The organism is Martelella mangrovi (genome assembly GCF_040545495.1).
GTDB lineage: Bacteria > Pseudomonadota > Alphaproteobacteria > Rhizobiales > Rhizobiaceae > Martelella > Martelella mangrovi.
This window is the reverse complement of record NZ_JBEPLY010000006.1, coordinates 212,633-230,482: the sequence shown is the minus strand read 5'-3', so window position 1 is coordinate 230,482 and position 17,850 is coordinate 212,633. Positions and strand designations below refer to the sequence as shown.

Below are 17,850 nucleotides of genomic sequence, written 5' to 3'. Positions count from 1 at the left end.
GCCCTTGCCCGGCAGATTGCAATGGCGCGAGGTGGAATAATCCGGAAAGCCTTCGCCGGGCCCTCTTTAACCCATTGAAAATATTGGCACTCGACAGAAAAACCGCGACAGGGCACTTCATCAACCGCCGCCTGCCTAAAAACGTCGAGACGGGGCTGTTACGCGAGATTTGCCCCCTTGTTCCGATTATTTCGCGATGCATGTTATTAATTGTGAAAAATTTCACCGGTCGATTCTGACGGGCGCGGAGCACATCGCACAAAAAACGTCCGTGATTGTATCGCTGCTTATTTTCGGCTATCGCGGCACCATGACGCCCTCAACACAAGAACCGTCCCGATGAGCAAAACAAAAAACGGCACCGGAACTACCCGTTCCACCAGACGCATGAGCCGCCCGCGGCGTATTCTTCTGGCTTCCGTGCTGCTGCTTGGCGTGATGGTCTACTATCTTACGCCCTATGTCATTACACCGCAGGCGATGTCCGACGGCCTGGAACAGGCGCTGTCGGAAAAGCTCGGGGCGCCGGCCAGGATCGAGGGCGATACCACCATCAGCTATTGGCCGCGGCCCAGGGTTACGGCCACGGCGGTATCAGTTTCCCGCCCGGATGGAACCGGACCGCTGGTTTATGGCAACGCCTCGCGACTGACCGCCAATTTCGGGGTGCCGGGCGCGCTTTTGGGAGACCTTTCCTTTTCCGATATCGCACTTGACGGTGCCGTGATCATCCTCGAGCAATCGGATACGTCACAAGGGCAGCCGGCAAATGCGCTGGGCAGGACGCTGGCCGATATCCAGAGCGGAAACGACGTGTCGGCACAGACCAACGGTCCCGACGAACTCTATATCACCAACAGTACCCTCGGCTTCACGCAGCATGGCGAGACAACCATCGTGAAAAACGTCAATGCCGAGCTGGACTGGCCCGTTTTGTCCGGCCGGGCACAGCTTTCCGGTTCGGCATTGCTTGCCGACCGGGACACGCAGGTGAACCTTGACGCCGGACAGGCTGCCGCCATTCTCGCGGGCCACTCTTCACCGATCCAGCTGGGCATTTCCAGCGACACGGCAAATATCAACTTTGACGGCACCGCCTCCAGAAACCGCCCTTACCTGCTTGACGGGACATTCTCGCTTTCCACGAATGCGCTTCAGGACCTGATGGCGAAACTGGGCGTCGAATCGCGCCTTTTGAGCCACGTCGACAACGCATCCCTCAACGGCAAGGTATCGCGCAGTGGCGATTCGCTGCGTTTTTCGCCGGTAGAACTGACCATCGGCGCTGCCGAAGGCAATGGCGTTCTGGATATCGTTCCCGCCTCACCGGACGGTCCGGTGGGCATTTCCGCGACAATGGCCTTTCAGGACGTCCCGCTTTTCGATGCGCAATCCTCTTTTCCGGCATGGATTGATGCCGTCGCCACCGGTCTGGATGACAGCGTCGACGCCGATCTACCCTTGCCGGACCTCGACCTGCGCGTTTCGGCCGGTTCCGTGCGGCTTTCCGACGTGACACTGCGCGACGTCGCCGCCAGTATCATGCGCACCAGAGAGCAGACGAGTTTTGACATTGCCGACAGCCGCCTCGATGACGGATCCCTGTTCGCCCATGTGGTCGTGCGCAATGACGGCACAGCCAGCGTCCGCATGAACGCGGAGAATGTGCGCTCTGCGCCGCTGTTCAAGCAGCTGGGCCTGTCCGTGCCGCTTGAAAGCGAAGCACTGGGTCTTGAGTTCGCATATCAGGCGATGTTCCCACTGGAACTGAATGGCAGTGACAGTCTTTCGGGCAATTTCCGCTTTTCCGCCGGCCAGGGTCAACTTACCTGGCTCGACCTCAACGCGATCCTTGAAACCGCCCGAAACAGCAACGCCTTCGCCTTCTCACCGCTGAAACAGGCGCCCTACAACTTTCGTTCGATCAAGGGGAGCGGCAGGCTGGAAGGCACAACGCTCATCCTGGAACAGATCACAATAGAGGCGGCCGACGAGACGATCACGATCGAAGGCAGGATCGACACGGATACGGGAAAGCTGGCGGCACGCCTGACGGACGTTCCACGAGATGCCAACGCGTCATCATTCTCGCTCGAAATTGACGGAAACGCGCTCGCCGCCTTCGCCCGTGTCCAGGAAATGCCACCGGAACCGGTTTTAGAATAGACACACAATTCGCGTTTTACAGATCTGCCTCGGAGCGTTTCCCGGCATAGAGAGACAATCGCGCCTTCATGAAGTGGGTCAGCCTATCGGCGACCCGGCGGATTTCGTGCCTGTGGCGGTCGTCATTATGTAGCACGAGCCACTGACCATGGGTCAGTTCCTCGATGATTGGCCCGGCGCGTTCAAGGTTCCGGTTGGTATCGCCAATGAAACACGGCAATATCGCAATACCGGCGCCCTCTTCCACCAGATCGAGCATGGAGCGCGGTCGGCTGACCGTGATGATGAGAGAATCGGCGCAATGGCGATGCGGCCAGAGCAGGTAGCCGGAAATCGCTTCTTCGCGCGTGACCGCGATCCACCGTTCGGCGTGTGACACCGGCGAATTTCTGGCTCTGAATGGCGCATAGGCAACCGAACCGATGCGACGGGCGGCAAGATTGGTCTCCTCCGGCCTGAACGCGCGCACGCCGATATGGTTTTCACGATGGGCAAGGCTCGCGCGCTGTTCTCCGACGATAAACTGGAGGCGGAGGGATTCGTCCGCGCTGCAAATCTCGTTGATATGGCGGCTGACAAGAAACGCGTTCCACGTACCAAGCGCAAGGCGCACAAGTGTCGGCGCAGCCTTCTCGCCCTGCCAGTCCTCGACACGCCGCAGATTGCCTTCGGCCTCCTTCAGCATCGCATGGAGCGTCTCGCCGTCGGCTGTAAGGTCGTAACCGCGCCGACTGCGATTGAACAGTGCTCTGCCGAGCCGCTGCTCCAGATCCAACATATGGCGGCCGACGGTGGCCGGGCTCAATCCGCTTTCCTGCCCCGCACCGGACAATCCGCCATAACGGACAACCAGAAGAAACAACTGATAGTGGGACCAGGGCGCATTTTTCATGAATGAAAAATAACCACCATTCAAGCCTGTATCAAACGATAATTTTTGCTCTTAATAAGGGCGATGGCTCTTAAAGACGGAGACATCGCCATGAACCGACACCAACGCCACCGCACTTTTTGCGACGTAGCCGCGCATCGTCGCCTTGCTGAAGAAGAATACTACAACACCTTCGCCCGGCCGCTACCCAAGCCTTGGTACAGATTGCTCGCCGTGCTGCACGCTCTCTCTGGAAGGCTCACGCAGCATCGCCGGCGGCAACGCCCGATGCCCACGCCCACTGGAAATTGTAGCCGCCGAGCCAGCCGGTGACGTCGACACATTCGCCGATGAAATAGAGGCCCGGCAGGGATCGCGCTTCCATGGTCCGCGACGACAGCGCGGCGGTGTCGATACCGCCGAGTGTGACTTCGGCAGTGCGATAGCCCTCGGTGCCTGCAGGTTTGAACCGCCAGTCCTGAACAGATGCTGCAAGCCGCCCGAGCGCCTTGTCCGAGACATCGGCAAGCGGACCGTTCAACCCGGCCTGTTCGACAAAATATTGTGCCAGCCGTTTCGGCAGATGATTTGCGAGCACGCCTGCTGCGCCCTGGCGGCCATTTTTCCGTTTCGCCGCCGTAAGTACTTCTGCCAGAGCGATATCGGGCCTGATCCGGACTGCCACTTCCTCACCCGGCGACCAGTATGAGGAGGTCTGCAGCACGGCGGGGCCGGACAGGCCGCGATGTGTAAACAACATTGCCTCGCGAAACCTTCCCGCACTGCAGGTCATTTCCACCGGCACGCCAATGCCCGACAGCGGCTTGAGTTCGGCCTGAAGCCCGGGATCGAGCGTAAACGGCACCAGCCCCGGACGCGGTTCCATGACGCGGATGCCAAACCTGGCGGCAACGTCATAGGCAAATCCCGTCGCCCCCATCTTGGGGATGGACTTACCGCCCGTGGCGAGCACCAGCGAATGGGCAATCACGGCCCTGCCGCCAACGGAAAGCCGGAACCGCTCACCGACATGCTCAATCTCCGAGACGGCCGTTTCAAGCCGGACCTCGACACCGCCGGCCGTGCATTCATCCAGCAGCATGTCGATGATCTGCCGTGCCGAACCATCGCAAAAAAGCTGCCCAAGCGTTTTCTCGTGCCACGCAATGCCATAGCGCTCGACAAGGGCAATGAAATCGGCGGGGGTGTAGCGCGCCAGCGCCGATTTGGCGAAGTGCGGGTTTTCGCTCAGAAAATTTCCCGGACCGGTACCGATATTGGTGAAATTGCAGCGACCGCCGCCCGATATGCGGATCTTTTCCGCAGGCTTTCTGGCATGATCGATAACGAGCACCTTGCGGCCGCGCTGGCCCGCACGCGCCGCACACATCAGGCCTGCAGCCCCGGCGCCGACGACGATCACATCAAATTCGTTCATGGTTTCCCTGCCCGTTCATGCAGTGTCCTGCCCCGGCGCGGTGCAGAAAGTCAACAAGCCCCCTCGCCAAGACGCATACTGTGGTTATGATACGCCCACGCGCAATGACAAACCGGCCAGGGAAATGCCAGCAAAAAAAGCCACAATCAAAGCCGCAAGCAGAACACCCACCAGCAAGGCCAAGCGGGCCAAGAAACCGGCAACGCCCCAACCACCCACACCGCCCCGTGGTGTCGAAGACTGGAAGGCCGCCGCCCGCTGGCTGAAACAGCGCGGGATCGAGGATATCGAATGCATCACCCCGGATCTTGCCGGCGTGCCGCGTGGCAAGATGATGCCGTCTTCCAAGTTCACTTCGAACACCTCGCTCGCCCTGCCCTCGGCGCTCTATCGCCACACCATTTCGGGCGATTACCCTGAGGAAACCGGCAGCTTCCGTTACGAGCCGCGGGACAACGACCTCAAACTGGTGCCGGATCTGTCGACGCTGACCACCGTGCCCTGGGAGACCGATCCCACCGCGCAGGTGATCTGCGATATCGTCGGAGCCGACGGCGAGGAAGTGCCCTATACGCCGCGGAACGTGCTGAAGCGGGTCGTTGACCTTTATGCACAACGCGGCTGGCGGCCCGTGGTGGCGCCGGAAATCGAATTCTACCTCGTGGCCCAGAACGATGATCCGGACCTGCCGCTGACCCCACCGGTCGGCCGGTCAGGTCGCCCGATCGTCGCCGGCCAGGCCTATTCGATTGCCGGCATCAACGAATTCGACGAACTGATCGACGACATCTACCAGTTCTGCGAGGATCAGGGTTTGGAAATTGATACGCTGATCCATGAGGAAGGGCCTGCGCAGCTTGAAATCAACCTGCGCCACGGCGACCCGCTGGAGCTTGCCGATCAGGTGTTTTATTTCAAACGCACCATCCGCGAGGCGGCCATCAAGCATGGCACATTCGCCACCTTCATGGCCAAGCCGATGCAGGGCCAGCCGGGTTCGGCCATGCACATCCATCAGTCGGTCGTCGACATCGAGACCGGCCGAAGCGTGTTCTCGCTGGAAAACGGCGAACCCTCGCCGGAATTCTTCCACTTTATCGGCGGGATGCAGAAATATGTGCCGGCAACGCTGGTGATGATGGCGCCCTATGTCAATTCCTACCGGCGGCTGACGCCGGACATGGCCTGTCCGGTCAACACCGCCTGGGGCTATGACAACCGCACCACGGCGTTCCGCATCCCGGTTTCCGACCCGCAGGCGCGGCGCGTGGAAAACCGGTTGCCGAGTTCGGATGCCAATCCCTATCTGGCGCTCGCCGCCTCGCTTGCCTGCGGCTATCTCGGCATCGAAAACCTGGTCGACCCTTCGGCTCCGACAGCAGATACCGCCAATGAAGGCGCGATCGACCTGCCGCGCGGCCTTCTGGAAGCGGTGGCGCTGATGGAGGGAGAACTGGCGCTTGCGCCGGTGCTTTCACGCGAGTTTGTCGATATTTATGCCGGGATCAAGCGTGGGGAGTTCGAAACCTTCATGCAGGTGATCAGTCCCTGGGAGAGGGAATTTCTGCTTCTTCATGTATGATGAAGCGACCATCATCCTCTCATAGACAATGGAGCGACCAACAGAATGGTATGGCAAAGCCCGATTGCACCAGGCATTTCATGGTATCAGGCGACGCTTCCAGAACGCCCGACCTATCCCGCCCTTGACGGTTCGACGACGGCGGATGTGGCGATCATCGGCGGCGGCTTCACCGGGCTGCAGGCCGCCTGTCAGCTTGCCGAGGACGGGGTCGATGTGGTGCTGATCGATGCCGCCCGTTTCGGCGACGGGGCTTCCGGGCGCAATGGCGGCCAACTCGGCACCGGCCAGCACTGGTGGCCGGAGGAGCTTGAAAACCATCTCGGCAAGGAGCGCTCCCAGGCGTTCTTCCGGGTTGCCGAAGACGCCAAGTCGCATCTGCTGGATTTCGCGCGCAACCACGAGATCAATATCGACTTCACCCCCGGACAGCTCAGTGTCGCCCACAAGAAGGGCATGGAATACACCTATCGCCACCATGTCGACACGCTGGCCGAGCGCTACGACTATCCGCACCTTTCCTTCATGAGCAAAAACGAGACGGCCGAAAGGCTAGGGTCGGACCGCTTTTTCTGCGGCATTCGCGATATCGGCACCGGCCATATTCATCCGCTGAAACTTCTGATCGGCACAGCCAGAGCCGCAGCAGCAGCCGGCGCACGCCTTCACGAAATGACCAAGGCGGACAATATCGACCGTGTTGACGGCAGGAACGTGATCGAGACGGCCCGCGGCACAATCACTGCCGAGCGGGTGCTGGTTGCCTGCAACGGCTATATCGAGGACCATCTGGAGCCGAAAACGGCGTCGAAAATCATGCCGATCCGCTCGTTCATCGCCGCGACGACGCCCGTTGCCAGGGAAAGCAAGATCCTGCCCGGCGGCGAATCCGTTGACGACAGCCGATTCGTGGTGCGCTATTTCCGCAAGGCGCCGACCGGCGAAATGCTGTTCGGCGGACGCGAGGTCTATTCGGCAGACAATCCGAAGAACATCTCCAAACACCTGCGAAAACAGATTGCCGAGGTCTATCCGCAATTAAAGGACGTCGAGATTACCCATGCCTGGGGTGGTTCGGTGGGGATCACCATGCCCCGGCGCCCTCTGGTCGAGGAAATCATGCCCGGCGTCACCTCGATCGGCGGTTTTTCCGGCCATGGCGTGATGCTGTCAAACTATTGCGGCAAACTGTATGCCGACGAGGTTGCCGGACGTTCGCGTGATCTGGAACTTTACCGGGATTTGGATATACCATCGTTTCCGGGTGGCGGTCCGCTGCGCAAGCCCTTGCTGTTTCTGGCGCTCACATGGTTCGCCCTGCGCGACCGCTTCTAGCCGGAGATGCTGCGTTCGAAACGCCGAAAACACAAAAAATCCGATTTTTCGGATTGGGACTGGCATTTTTAAATCGATTTGATAAAACAACTCCAACCCTGTTGACGATTGAGAGGACTGACCATGAGCAGTCAAATGATCCCCGTTGAACCCTTTGACTATGTCGTCTTCGGCGCCACCGGCGACCTGACGGAGCGGAAGCTTCTGCCCGCGCTCTATCACAGGCAGATTGCCGGCCAGTTCACCGAACCGACGCGCATCATCGGCGCCTCCCGTTCGGAACTGACCTCCGACGATTTCCGCAAGCGCGCCCAACAGGCGCTGAAGGAACATCTCAAGGACGGCGAATACGACAACGACCAGGTTGCCAAGTTCCTGGCGCGCATCGAATATGTGCCTGTCGACGCGACGACGAACAAGGGCTGGGACGCGCTCAAGAAGATGCTTGAGGAAGGCAAGGACCGGGTTCGTGCTTTCTACATGGCGGTTGCGCCGAGCATTTTCGGGCCGATCTGCGATGGCATCCGTGACCACAAGCTGATCACCAAACAGACCCGCATCGTCGTTGAAAAACCGCTCGGTCGCGACCTCGAATCGGCGCTGGAACTCAACAACACGATCGGCAAGGTGTTCCGGGAAGAACAGGTCTTCCGTATCGACCACTATCTCGGCAAGGAAACCGTGCAGAACCTCATGGCGCTGCGCTTTGCCAATGCCCTTTACGAGCCGCTGTGGAACGCCAACCATATCGACCACGTGCAGATCACCGTGGCCGAGGAAGTCGGGCTGGAAGGCCGTGCCGGCTATTATGACAAGTCCGGCGCGCTGCGCGACATGGTGCAGAACCATATCCTCAACGTGCTCTGCATGGTGGCGATGGAAACGCCGCATTCGATGGAATCCGAAGCCGTCCGCGACGAAAAGCTCAAGGTTCTGCGCTCGCTGAAGCCGATCACCGCCGAAAATGCCGGTTATCTGACCGTGCGCGGCCAGTACCGCGCCGGCGCCTCCAAGGGCGGCCCGGTCAAGGGCTATCTGGAAGAACTCGACGGCGAATCCAACACCGAGACCTTCGTGGCCATCAAGGCCGAGATCGAAAACTGGCGCTGGGCGGGCGTTCCCTTCTATCTGCGCACCGGCAAGCGGCTTGCAAACCGGCTTTCGGAAATCGTCATCACCTTCAAGCAGATCCCGCATTCGATCTTCGGTCCCAATGCCGGACGGATCGCCTCCAACCAGCTGGTGCTGCGTCTGCAGCCCGACGAAGGCGTGAAACAGTGGCTGATGATTAAGGACCCGGGCCCCGGCGGCATGCGCCTGCGCGAGGTCGCGCTCGACATGAGCTTTGCGCAAGCCTTCGACGTGCGCAATCCGGATGCCTATGAACGGCTGCTGCTCGACGTGATCCGCGCCAACCAGACCCTGTTCATGCGCCGTGACGAGGTTGAAATTGCCTGGAACTGGGTCGATCCGATTCTGAAAGCCTGGGAGGAAACCAGCCAGCCGGTTCAAGGGTATACCGCCGGCACCTGGGGTCCGAGCAAGTCGATCGCCCTGATCGAGCGTGACGGCCGGACCTGGCACGAATAGCGCCGCACCAAACCCGTTGAGAGCATGCAGAGAAGATCATGACCGAGAAAATGCATAAGTTTGAAAACGGCAGTGCGCTGGCGGCAGCGCTTGCCGCCGAAGTTGCCGACAAGCTCGCGCTCGCCATCGCAGACAAGGGAACGGCATCGATCGCCGTTTCCGGCGGCTCGACGCCGAAGGCATTCTTCAAGGCGCTCTCGTCCGCGCCGATCGACTGGGAAAAGGTGACCGTCACCCTCGTTGACGAACGCTTCGTGCCGGAAGACAGCCCGCGTTCGAACCACAAGCTGGTCAAGGAAAACCTGCTTTTGGGCCCGGCCGCCCAGGCCCGTTTCATTCCGCTTTACCAGAATGTCGAAAATGTCGGGGAAGCGGCCGAAATCGTCACCAACAAGGTGTCGGCAACAAGCCTGCCCTTCGATGTCGTGGTGCTCGGCATGGGAACCGACGGTCACACGGCCTCGTTCTTTCCCGGCGGCGACACGCTGGCCAGGGCGCTCGACATCAACACGCCTGCCGGCGTGATGGCCATGCATGCCGAAGGCGCCGGCGAGGCCCGCCTCACCTTCACCTTCTCCAGCCTGGAAAATGCCGGCCTTCTGATCCTTCACATCGAAGGCCAGGAAAAAATGGAAGTTCTGAACAAGGCCCTCGAGGGTAACGACGAAACGGAAATGCCCATCCGCGCCGTTCTTTCCCGGGCATCCTCCCCCGTTAATATCTACTGGGCGCCCTGACAGTTCTGCCGGGCGCCTTCCGCGTTTCTTTTGAAAACAGGAAAAGCCCATGACCGCCGATCCCCGCATTGCAGAGATCACCGCCCGCATTGTCGAGCGGTCCAAACCCACGCGCGAAGCCTATCTCGATCGCGTCAGCCAAGCCATTTCCAAGGGCGTGCACCGTTCGGTTCTGTCCTGCGGTAACCTTGCCCATGGTTTTGCCGTCTGTTCCCCCGCCGAAAAGGACGCGCTGTCGGGTGACAGCGTGCCCAATCTCGGCATCATCACCGCCTATAACGACATGCTTTCGGCGCATCAGCCGTTCGAGACCTTCCCGGAAACCATCCGCACCGCCGCGCGTGAGGCTGGTGGCGTGGCACAGGTGGCCGGCGGCGTTCCGGCCATGTGCGATGGCGTCACCCAGGGCCAGCCGGGCATGGAACTGTCGCTTTTCTCCCGCGACCTGATTGCCATGTCGGCCGCTGTCGGCCTGTCGCACAACATGTTCGATGCCGCCGTCTATCTCGGCGTCTGCGACAAGATCGTGCCCGGCCTTGCCATGGCGGCATTGACCTTCGGCCACCTGCCGACGATCTTCATTCCCGCAGGCCCGATGACCACCGGTCAGGGCAATGACGAAAAATCCCAGATCCGCCAGCTTTATGCAGAGGGCAAGGTCGGCCGCAAGGAACTGCTGGAATCGGAATCGAAATCCTATCACGGCCCCGGCACCTGCACCTTCTACGGCACGGCCAACTCCAACCAGATGTTGATGGAAATGATGGGCCTGCACATGCCGGGTTCCTCCTTCATCAACCCGAATACGCCGCTGCGCGATGCGCTGACCAAGGAAGCGGTGAAACGCGCCTTCGCCATCACCGTCAACGGCAACGAGTTCACCCCCGTCGGCCAGATGATCGACGAACGTTCGATCGTCAACGGCGTGGTCGGGCTGCATGCCACCGGTGGATCGACCAACCACACCATGCACCTGATCGCCATGGCGCGGGCCGGCGGCATCCAGCTCACCTGGCAGGATATTTCCGACCTCTCCGACATCGTGCCCCTTCTGGCCCGCGTCTATCCGAACGGGCTGGCCGATGTGAACCACTTCCACGCCGCCGGCGGCATGGGGTATCTGATCCGCCAGCTTCTGAATGCCGGCTACCTGCATGACGATGTCCGCACTGTGTTCGGCGAAGGCATGGAAGCCTATGCCATCGACGTCAAGCTCGGTGAGAATGGCACGGTCAAGCGTGAGACAATCGGCAACGGCCCGAGTGCCGATCCGAAGGTGCTGACGACCCATGACAAACCGTTCCAGCCCAATGGCGGGCTGAAGATTCTGACCGGCAATATCGGCAAGGCCGTCATCAAGATTTCTGCCGTTAAGCCGGAGCGCCGGGTCATCGAAGCGCCGGCCGTGGTGTTCCACGACCAGCAGGAACTGCAAGATGCCTTCAAGGCGGGCGAACTCAATCGCGATTTCATCGCCGTCGTGCGCTTCCAGGGACCAAAATCGAACGGCATGCCCGAACTGCACCGCCTGACGCCGCCGCTCGGCGTGCTGCAGGACCGCGGTTACAAGGTGGCGCTCGTCACCGACGGCCGCATGTCGGGCGCTTCGGGCAAGGTGCCCGCTGCCATTCACGTCACCCCCGAAGCCAAGGATGGCGGGCCAATCGCCAAAATCCGCGATGGCGACATGCTGCGGCTCGACGCCGAAACCGGCACGCTGGAAGCGCTCGTCCCGGCTGCGGAATTCGATGCCCGCGACGTGGCCAGCGCCGATCTCTCCGGCAATGAATTCGGCATGGGCCGCGAACTCTTCGCCCCCTTCCGCCACCACGTCGGCACCGCCGATCAGGGCGCAAGCGTCGTCTTCGGATAAACATGAAGGGCCATCGGCTGATCAGCCGGTGGCCCGCTCTTATCATCGATCCGGTTTGCAGCCAGCCGCATCAAGTGTGGCAAAGTCCTCGGCTGACAGAACAAGCACGGGTTCCTCGGCCCTGGCAAGGGATGGAGAACGGCGGCGATAGGCTGCACACTACCCCTCTGATCTGCCGCCGGTTTGAAGATGTTCCCGGGTTCGTTAACACACTGAATCAATCCGTGATCGCCCGCCGCAATGCGCGCGTCTTGCTGCCACTAAATAGACATAACCACTCTCTAATCGGGGGCCACGGGAAACAATTTCCCGGTCCTTTTCGTTTGGGAGACATGAATGCAATCGGGCAGCCTTGGGGGTGTTACATTCCGGCAACACGGCCGATCGATTTCACGCTTAAGGCAATATTTTAATTGAACGATTGATCATTCGAACCATTTATCCCTCATCGAAAGTCAAGATGGAGACAGTTATGAAAAAGATTCTTCTCGCTTCCGCCGCGATCATCGCAATGGCCGCCACCGCAGAAGCTGCGGATGTCGTCACCCAGGCACCGGCAGAACCCTATGTTGCACCGCAGGTTATCCCGCAGAGCTTCGACTGGTCGGGCTTCTACCTTGGTGGCACCGCCGGTTATGACTGGGCAAGCGCCAACCTGCACGCCAACGGCGTCAAAGTCGGCAGCGAAGATTTCGACGGCGCCAAGCTCGGCGGCTTTGCCGGCTACAACTACCAGTTCGACAACAACATCGTTGTCGGTGTTGAAGGTGAACTCGACTACAACTGGAATGAACAGACCATCGCGCCCGGCATCAAGGCCGGTTCTGACTGGGAAGGTTCTGTCCGTGGTCGTCTCGGTTATGCCTTCGACAACGCCCTGCTTTATGCAACGGGTGGTTGGGCGCTTGCCAACGGTTACATCGAAGGTGATGGCCTGGATCAGGACCAGACCTTCAGCGGCTGGACGGTCGGCGCCGGTCTCGACTACGCCTTCACCGAAAACCTCTTCGGTGGTCTTGAATACCGCTACACCGACTTCGGCAAGAAGAGCTTCGACGGCGCTCTTTCCGGCCTTGAAGGCAAGGACTACGAATCCAACCGCGTCATGGCTCGCGTTGGTTACAAGTTCTGATAAAGCTGACAGGGCGCCCTCCCGCCCTGTCACATTTTCCCGGCGTTCCCTCCTCCCTTTATTGCGCCAGGAAAGAAAAAGCCCCGACGGTATTGCCGCCGGGGTTTTTTATATGCGCCGATTATGTGCGTTCGGGTCAGCGGTAGAGGTAGCTGCGGCCGTTTTCGTCGAAGATATGGCGCTTTTCCGGATCGGCGACGAAGCGCATCGTGTCACCCGGCTTGCCTTCGTGAATACCGGGCAATTTGACGATGATCGGATCGTCATCGACGAGGTCGCCCTCGATATAGATAAGCGTCACTTCACCGAGCGCTTCGATGATCGATATCTTGCCTTCGAACAGGAAGTCATCGTCCTCTGCGGCCTCGCGCACATCTTCCGGGCGCACACCGAAGCTCACATCCTTGCCCATCTCCTGTTCACCGGTCTTAACCGGCACCTCAAGGCGCTTGCCGTCACGAAGTTCGAGTTCCGTGACCTCGCCGGTCCGGGTGATCTTGGCAGGCATGATGTTCATCGCCGGTGAGCCGATGAACTGGGCGACAAACAGGTTTGCCGGGCGTTCGTAAAGTTCAAGCGGTGCGCCGACCTGTTCGATATAGCCGCCCGAAAGCACCACGATCCGGTCGGCAAGCGTCATCGCCTCCACCTGGTCGTGGGTCACATAGATCATCGTCGTATCGGGCATCTGGTCGTTGAGCTTGGCAATCTCGATACGGGTTGCGACGCGCAGCGCGGCATCGAGGTTCGACAACGGCTCATCGAACAGGAACACCTTGGGATCGCGGCAGATGGCCCGACCAATGGCGACGCGCTGGCGCTGACCGCCGGAAAGCGCCTTGGGCAGACGATCAAGGTAAGGCGTGATCTGCAGCATATCGGCGGCAGCCCGCACGCGCCGGTCGATCTCGGCCTTGCTTTCCTTGGCGATCCGCATGCCGAACGCCATGTTGTCATAGACCGACATATGCGGATAGAGCGCATAGGTCTGGAACACCATGGCGATGCCGCGCTTCGACGGCGGGATCTGGTTGACCACCTGATCGTCAATCGAGATCTCGCCACCGGAGATTTCCTCCAGACCCGCGATCATACGCAGCAGGGTGGACTTGCCACAGCCCGAAGGACCGACAAAAACCACGAATTCGCCGGGGTTGATTTCAAGGTCAATGCCGTGAAGAACCTCGACATTGCCGTAGGATTTCTTGACCTTATTGAGGGTTACACCAGTCATCTTTCGCCCCTTTCCCCTATTGTCCTTGGCGGGCGAAATAGCCGCCCCAGGCAGGAAGTTTTACCATGGTCCCGTCCTCCTCGTAGGAAAAACCATGGTCGCCGGTTGAAAAAGCAGTCCATGCACCTTCGGGCAGGCGCACCGTTGCCGGCTCGGCCGACATATTGAACACGCACAGGATCGTTTCATCCGAGAGATCGCGTGCAAAGACCAGCACCGTTTCGTCATCGCACGGCAGGAAGCGGATCGCGCCTTTGGCAAGCGCCGGATGCGCCCTGCGGAAGGTGAGGAAACGCCGATAGTGCTCCAGCACGGACGCCGGATTGCCGGCCTGCACATCCACCGCTTTCATCACATGGTCGGCAGAGACCGGAAGCCAGGTCTGCTCCGCCGTCGAAAAGCCGGCATTCTTGGCACCCGCCTGCCACACCATCGGCGTGCGGCAGCCGTCGCGGCCCTTGAATTCGGGCCAGAACTCGATGCCGTAGGGGTCCTGCAGGTCCTCGAAAGCGATGTCGGCCTCGGTCAGACCAAGTTCCTCGCCCTCGTAAAGGCAGATCGAGCCTTTCAGCGTCATCAAAAGACTGCCCAGCATTTTCGCATAGGCCGTCTGGTCGGCGATATCCGCGCCCCAGCGGGTCAGGTGACGCACGACATCATGGTTGGAAAACGCCCAGCAGGCCCAGCCTTCGGGGGCAGCCGCATCAAAGGCATTGATCGAATCGACCACCCGTTTCGGCGTCACACGTTGCGGCGCCAGGAACTCGAAGGCGTAGCACATCTGCATCTTGTCATCGCCGGAGGTATATTCGCCGACGATCTTAAGCCCGCGCTGGCTGTCGCCGACCTCGCCGACGGCGGCGATAGCCGGATATTCCTCCATCAGTGCACGCAACCGCTTGAGGAATTCCAGATTTTCAGGCCGGCTCTTGTCGTAGAGATGTTCCTGATAATTGTAGGGATTGACGGCGGGCGCGGTGCTGTCGTTTCTCAGTTCCGGCGCGAGCGCCGGATTGTCGCGCAGTTCCCTGTCGCAGAAATAGAAGTTGATCGTATCGAGCCGGAAGCCATCGACACCGCGTTCCAGCCAGAACTTCGCCGCATCGAGCAATGCGTCCTGAACATCCGGATTGTGGAAGTTGAGGTCGGGCTGTGAGACCAGGAAATTGTGCATGTAATATTGCAGCCGGCGCGAATCCCACTGCCATGCCGAACCGCCGAAAATCGACAGCCAGTTATTGGGTGGCGAGCCATCGGGCCTGGCCTCGGCCCAGACATACCAGTCGGATCTGGGGTTGTCGCGGCTTGCGCGGCTTTCCACGAACCAGGGATGCTGGTCGGAGGTGTGCGAGAGCACCAGATCGATCATGATCTTGAGGCCGAGAGAATGGGCCTTCTCGATCATCGCGTCGAAATCCGCCAGCGTGCCGAACATCGGGTCGATGTCCTTGTAGTTCGACACGTCATAGCCGAAATCCTTCATCGGCGAGGTAAAGAACGGCGAGATCCACACGGCATCGGCCCCGAGCCCGGCAATATAGTCGAGCCGGTCGGCAATGCCGCGGATATCACCGACGCCATCACCGGATGAATCCTGAAACGAACGCGGATAGACCTGATAGATGACGGCGCCACGCCACCAGTCCTTGTCCGCCTGAATGAGATTGCTGTCGGTCATTGTTTTTCTTTTCTGTTTCTGATGTCGCGATTGTCCATCGGGGCGGCATCAGCCGCCCTTGACCGAACCGGCCAGAAGGCCGCGCACGAGATAGCGCTGCAGGGCGAAGAACACGACCAGCGGCACGATGATCGACACGAAGGCGGAGGCCGTCAGAATTTCCCAATTGCCGCCGCGTGAGCCGAGCAATTCCCGCAACCGCGCCGTCAGCACGATCGTCTGCTCGGAATTACCGAGGAACACGGTTGCCACCAGCAGGTCGTTCCAGGTCCACAGGAACTGGAAGATCGCAAAGGAGGCGAGGGCCGGATAGGACAGCGGCAGGATGATCTTGTTGAAGATCATGAAGTCATTGGCCCCGTCGACGCGCGCCGATTCCATCAGTTCGCGCGGCAGGCCGGCGATATAATTGCGCAATAGATAGATCGCCAGCGGCAGACCGAAACCCATATGCGCCAGCCATATGCCGACATAGGTTTTCGCCGGCACATCGAAGGTCTGGCCGATGGCGTTGTACATCTTCAAAAGCGGGATCAGCGACATCTGCAGCGGCACGACCAGAAGGCCGACAATGATGGCCAGAAGCAGGTTGCGAAACGGAAACTTCATCCAGGACAGCGCATAGGCCGCATAGGCCGCCACCAGAACCGGAATGATGGTCGAGGGGATGGCAACCGTCAGCGAATTGAGGAAGGACTGCCCGATCCCCTCCGCCGTCAGCACGTTGCGATAGTTTTCAAACGTGAAGCGCGGCGGAATTTCTGCGGTGACGAAGATGCGCTCGCCCCGTCGGCCGAAGGATTCCGGCGAGGTCAGACGATAGTCGCCGTTTTCCTCGACGGTCAGTTGCATCCCGTCGTCGAGATCGACGGTCTGGCCGACCTCGAATTCCTGCGGACGCAGCGAGGACGTGCCGAAACGCGAAACCTTGCCTGCACCATCTTCCAGCGCATTGCCGGTATTGATGTAGAGGCCGTCCTCCTCGGTCTGCCCGGCCTCGCCCGGCGTGCGGTAAATCAGGTTCTGCGTCGAAGTGGACAGCGAGGTCCACCAGCCGGACGCGACGATCTGGTCTTTATCGCGCAGCGACGTCACCAGAAGGCCGAAGGTCGGGATGGTCCACAGCACGACAAGCACGAGAACGGTGATGTGCGAGAACCAGACAAGCGGCGATTTCTTGTGCGAATACATTTACCGGCCCTCCATCTCTTTGCGCGCATTGCGGATGTTCCAGACCATGATCGGAATAACCAGGACCATGATGACGATGGCGATCGTCGCGCCACGGCCGAAGTCGCCGCCGCCGCGGAACATCCAGTCGAACATGAGATTGGCGAGCACTTGTGTATCCCATTGCCCGTTGGTCATCGCGAGAACGATATCGAAGATCTTCAGGACAATGATGGTGATCGTGGTCCAGACGACCGCGATGGTGTTGTATATCTGCGGGATCATGATCTTGAAGAAGATCTGCACCCCGTTGGCGCCGTCGATGACGGCGGCCTCGATGGTTTCTTCGGGAATACCGCGCAGTGCGGCCGACAGCAGCACCATGGCAAAGCCGGTCTGGATCCACAAAAGGATGATCATCAGGAAGAAATTGTTCCAGAACGGCATGGCGATCCACACATGCGGCTCGCCGCCCATGGCCACGACAATGGCGTTCAGAATGCCGATCTGCTCACTGCCCTCGCCGCGATAGTCATAGACGAATTTCCAGATGACCGAGGCGCCGACGAAGGAGATCGCCATCGGCATGAAGATCATCATCTTGGCAAAGGAACCCCACCATATCCGGTCCGTCAGCCAGGCGATGATCAGCCCGAAAAAGGTCGACAGCGCCGGCACGAAGATCAGCCAGAGCATGTTGTTGAACATCGATTGGCGGAATTCGGAATCGCCGAACATCCAGCGGTAGTTGGCCAGCCCGACGAAATTGTCGCCGGTCGGCCCCCTGAACGATATCCAGGCAGAGGCAACGACCGGATAGACGAGGTAGATGCCAAGCGACAGGAGTGCGGGACCGAGAAACAGCCAGGGGCGTATCATCCCGGAGATGCGCAGATTGTTTGCGCCCTCGGCGGGGTCCTTGGTCTGCGACGGAAAAATCAGGTCGAGTAACTTGTTGGAGCCGTAGAAATAGATCACGGCAGCCAAAACGCCCGCGACCACAGCCAACAAGGCTATTAAAATCTGTTCCACGCCGTTTGTCTC

The 17,850-nt window shown here is 59.8% G+C and carries 13 protein-coding genes; 7 read left to right on the top strand and 6 right to left on the bottom strand.

Annotated features, from left to right (window positions below; translation table 11 throughout):
- The first annotated feature begins 339 nt into the window (after positions 1–339).
- Positions 340–2,166: an AsmA family protein gene (locus ABID12_RS11195; RefSeq protein WP_354434261.1), complete on the top strand. Its 1,827-nt coding sequence runs from the start codon at positions 340–342 to the stop codon at positions 2,164–2,166.
- A gap of 16 nt (positions 2,167–2,182) precedes the next feature.
- On the opposite strand, the gene ABID12_RS11190 is transcribed toward ABID12_RS11195, so the two are convergent.
- Together ABID12_RS11190 and ABID12_RS11185 are read right to left on the bottom strand one after the other, a co-directional pair.
- Entirely contained in the window at positions 2,183–3,058 is an 876-nt protein-coding gene (locus ABID12_RS11190; protein ID WP_354434260.1) for a LysR family transcriptional regulator, read from the bottom strand.
- 238 nt (positions 3,059–3,296) lie between these two features.
- The gene (locus tag ABID12_RS11185) at positions 3,297–4,475 is read right to left on the bottom strand and encodes a BaiN/RdsA family NAD(P)/FAD-dependent oxidoreductase (protein WP_354434259.1); all 1,179 of its coding nucleotides are present in this window, start codon (positions 4,473–4,475) and stop codon (positions 3,297–3,299) included.
- 124 nt (positions 4,476–4,599) lie between these two features.
- Between ABID12_RS11185 and ABID12_RS11180 the strand changes: the two genes are divergently transcribed.
- The 6 genes from ABID12_RS11180 to ABID12_RS11155 all read left to right on the top strand — a co-directional run bounded on the left by ABID12_RS11180 (position 4,600) and on the right by ABID12_RS11155 (position 12,724).
- The gene (locus tag ABID12_RS11180) at positions 4,600–6,057 is read left to right on the top strand and encodes a glutamine synthetase family protein (protein ID WP_106308122.1); all 1,458 of its coding nucleotides are present in this window, start codon (positions 4,600–4,602) and stop codon (positions 6,055–6,057) included.
- Positions 6,058–6,102: 45 nt separating this feature from the next.
- Positions 6,103–7,392: an NAD(P)/FAD-dependent oxidoreductase gene (locus ABID12_RS11175; RefSeq protein WP_354434258.1), complete on the top strand. Its 1,290-nt coding sequence runs from the start codon at positions 6,103–6,105 to the stop codon at positions 7,390–7,392.
- A 123-nt stretch (positions 7,393–7,515) separates the two neighbouring features.
- The gene (gene zwf / locus ABID12_RS11170) at positions 7,516–8,982 is read left to right on the top strand and encodes a glucose-6-phosphate dehydrogenase (RefSeq protein ID WP_319517772.1); all 1,467 of its coding nucleotides are present in this window, start codon (positions 7,516–7,518) and stop codon (positions 8,980–8,982) included.
- A gap of 38 nt (positions 8,983–9,020) precedes the next feature.
- Positions 9,021–9,719, top strand: coding sequence for a 6-phosphogluconolactonase (gene pgl / locus ABID12_RS11165; protein ID WP_354434257.1), 699 nt, complete (start codon positions 9,021–9,023; stop codon positions 9,717–9,719).
- Between the two features lie 49 nt (positions 9,720–9,768).
- Complete coding sequence (gene edd, locus ABID12_RS11160; RefSeq protein ID WP_354434256.1) at positions 9,769–11,592, top strand: phosphogluconate dehydratase; 1,824 nt, start codon at positions 9,769–9,771, stop codon at positions 11,590–11,592.
- Between the two features lie 472 nt (positions 11,593–12,064).
- On the top strand, positions 12,065–12,724 hold the full coding sequence (locus tag ABID12_RS11155) for an outer membrane protein (RefSeq protein ID WP_354434255.1): 660 nt from the start codon (positions 12,065–12,067) through the stop codon (positions 12,722–12,724).
- A gap of 136 nt (positions 12,725–12,860) precedes the next feature.
- On the opposite strand, the gene ABID12_RS11150 is transcribed toward ABID12_RS11155, so the two are convergent.
- The 4 genes from ABID12_RS11150 to ABID12_RS11135 are packed head-to-tail and all read right to left on the bottom strand — an operon-like array spanning position 12,861 to position 17,838.
- Positions 12,861–13,958 (bottom strand): ABC transporter ATP-binding protein, encoded by a 1,098-nt coding sequence (locus ABID12_RS11150; protein WP_354434254.1) that lies wholly within the window; start codon positions 13,956–13,958, stop codon positions 12,861–12,863.
- 16 nt (positions 13,959–13,974) lie between these two features.
- Positions 13,975–15,636, bottom strand: coding sequence for a beta-galactosidase BglA (gene bglA / locus ABID12_RS11145; RefSeq protein ID WP_354434253.1), 1,662 nt, complete (start codon positions 15,634–15,636; stop codon positions 13,975–13,977).
- A 48-nt stretch (positions 15,637–15,684) separates the two neighbouring features.
- On the bottom strand, positions 15,685–16,827 hold the full coding sequence (locus tag ABID12_RS11140) for a carbohydrate ABC transporter permease (RefSeq protein WP_106308149.1): 1,143 nt from the start codon (positions 16,825–16,827) through the stop codon (positions 15,685–15,687).
- Complete coding sequence (locus ABID12_RS11135) at positions 16,828–17,838, bottom strand: carbohydrate ABC transporter permease (RefSeq protein WP_354434252.1); 1,011 nt, start codon at positions 17,836–17,838, stop codon at positions 16,828–16,830.
- Between the last annotated feature and the right edge of the window lie 12 nt (positions 17,839–17,850).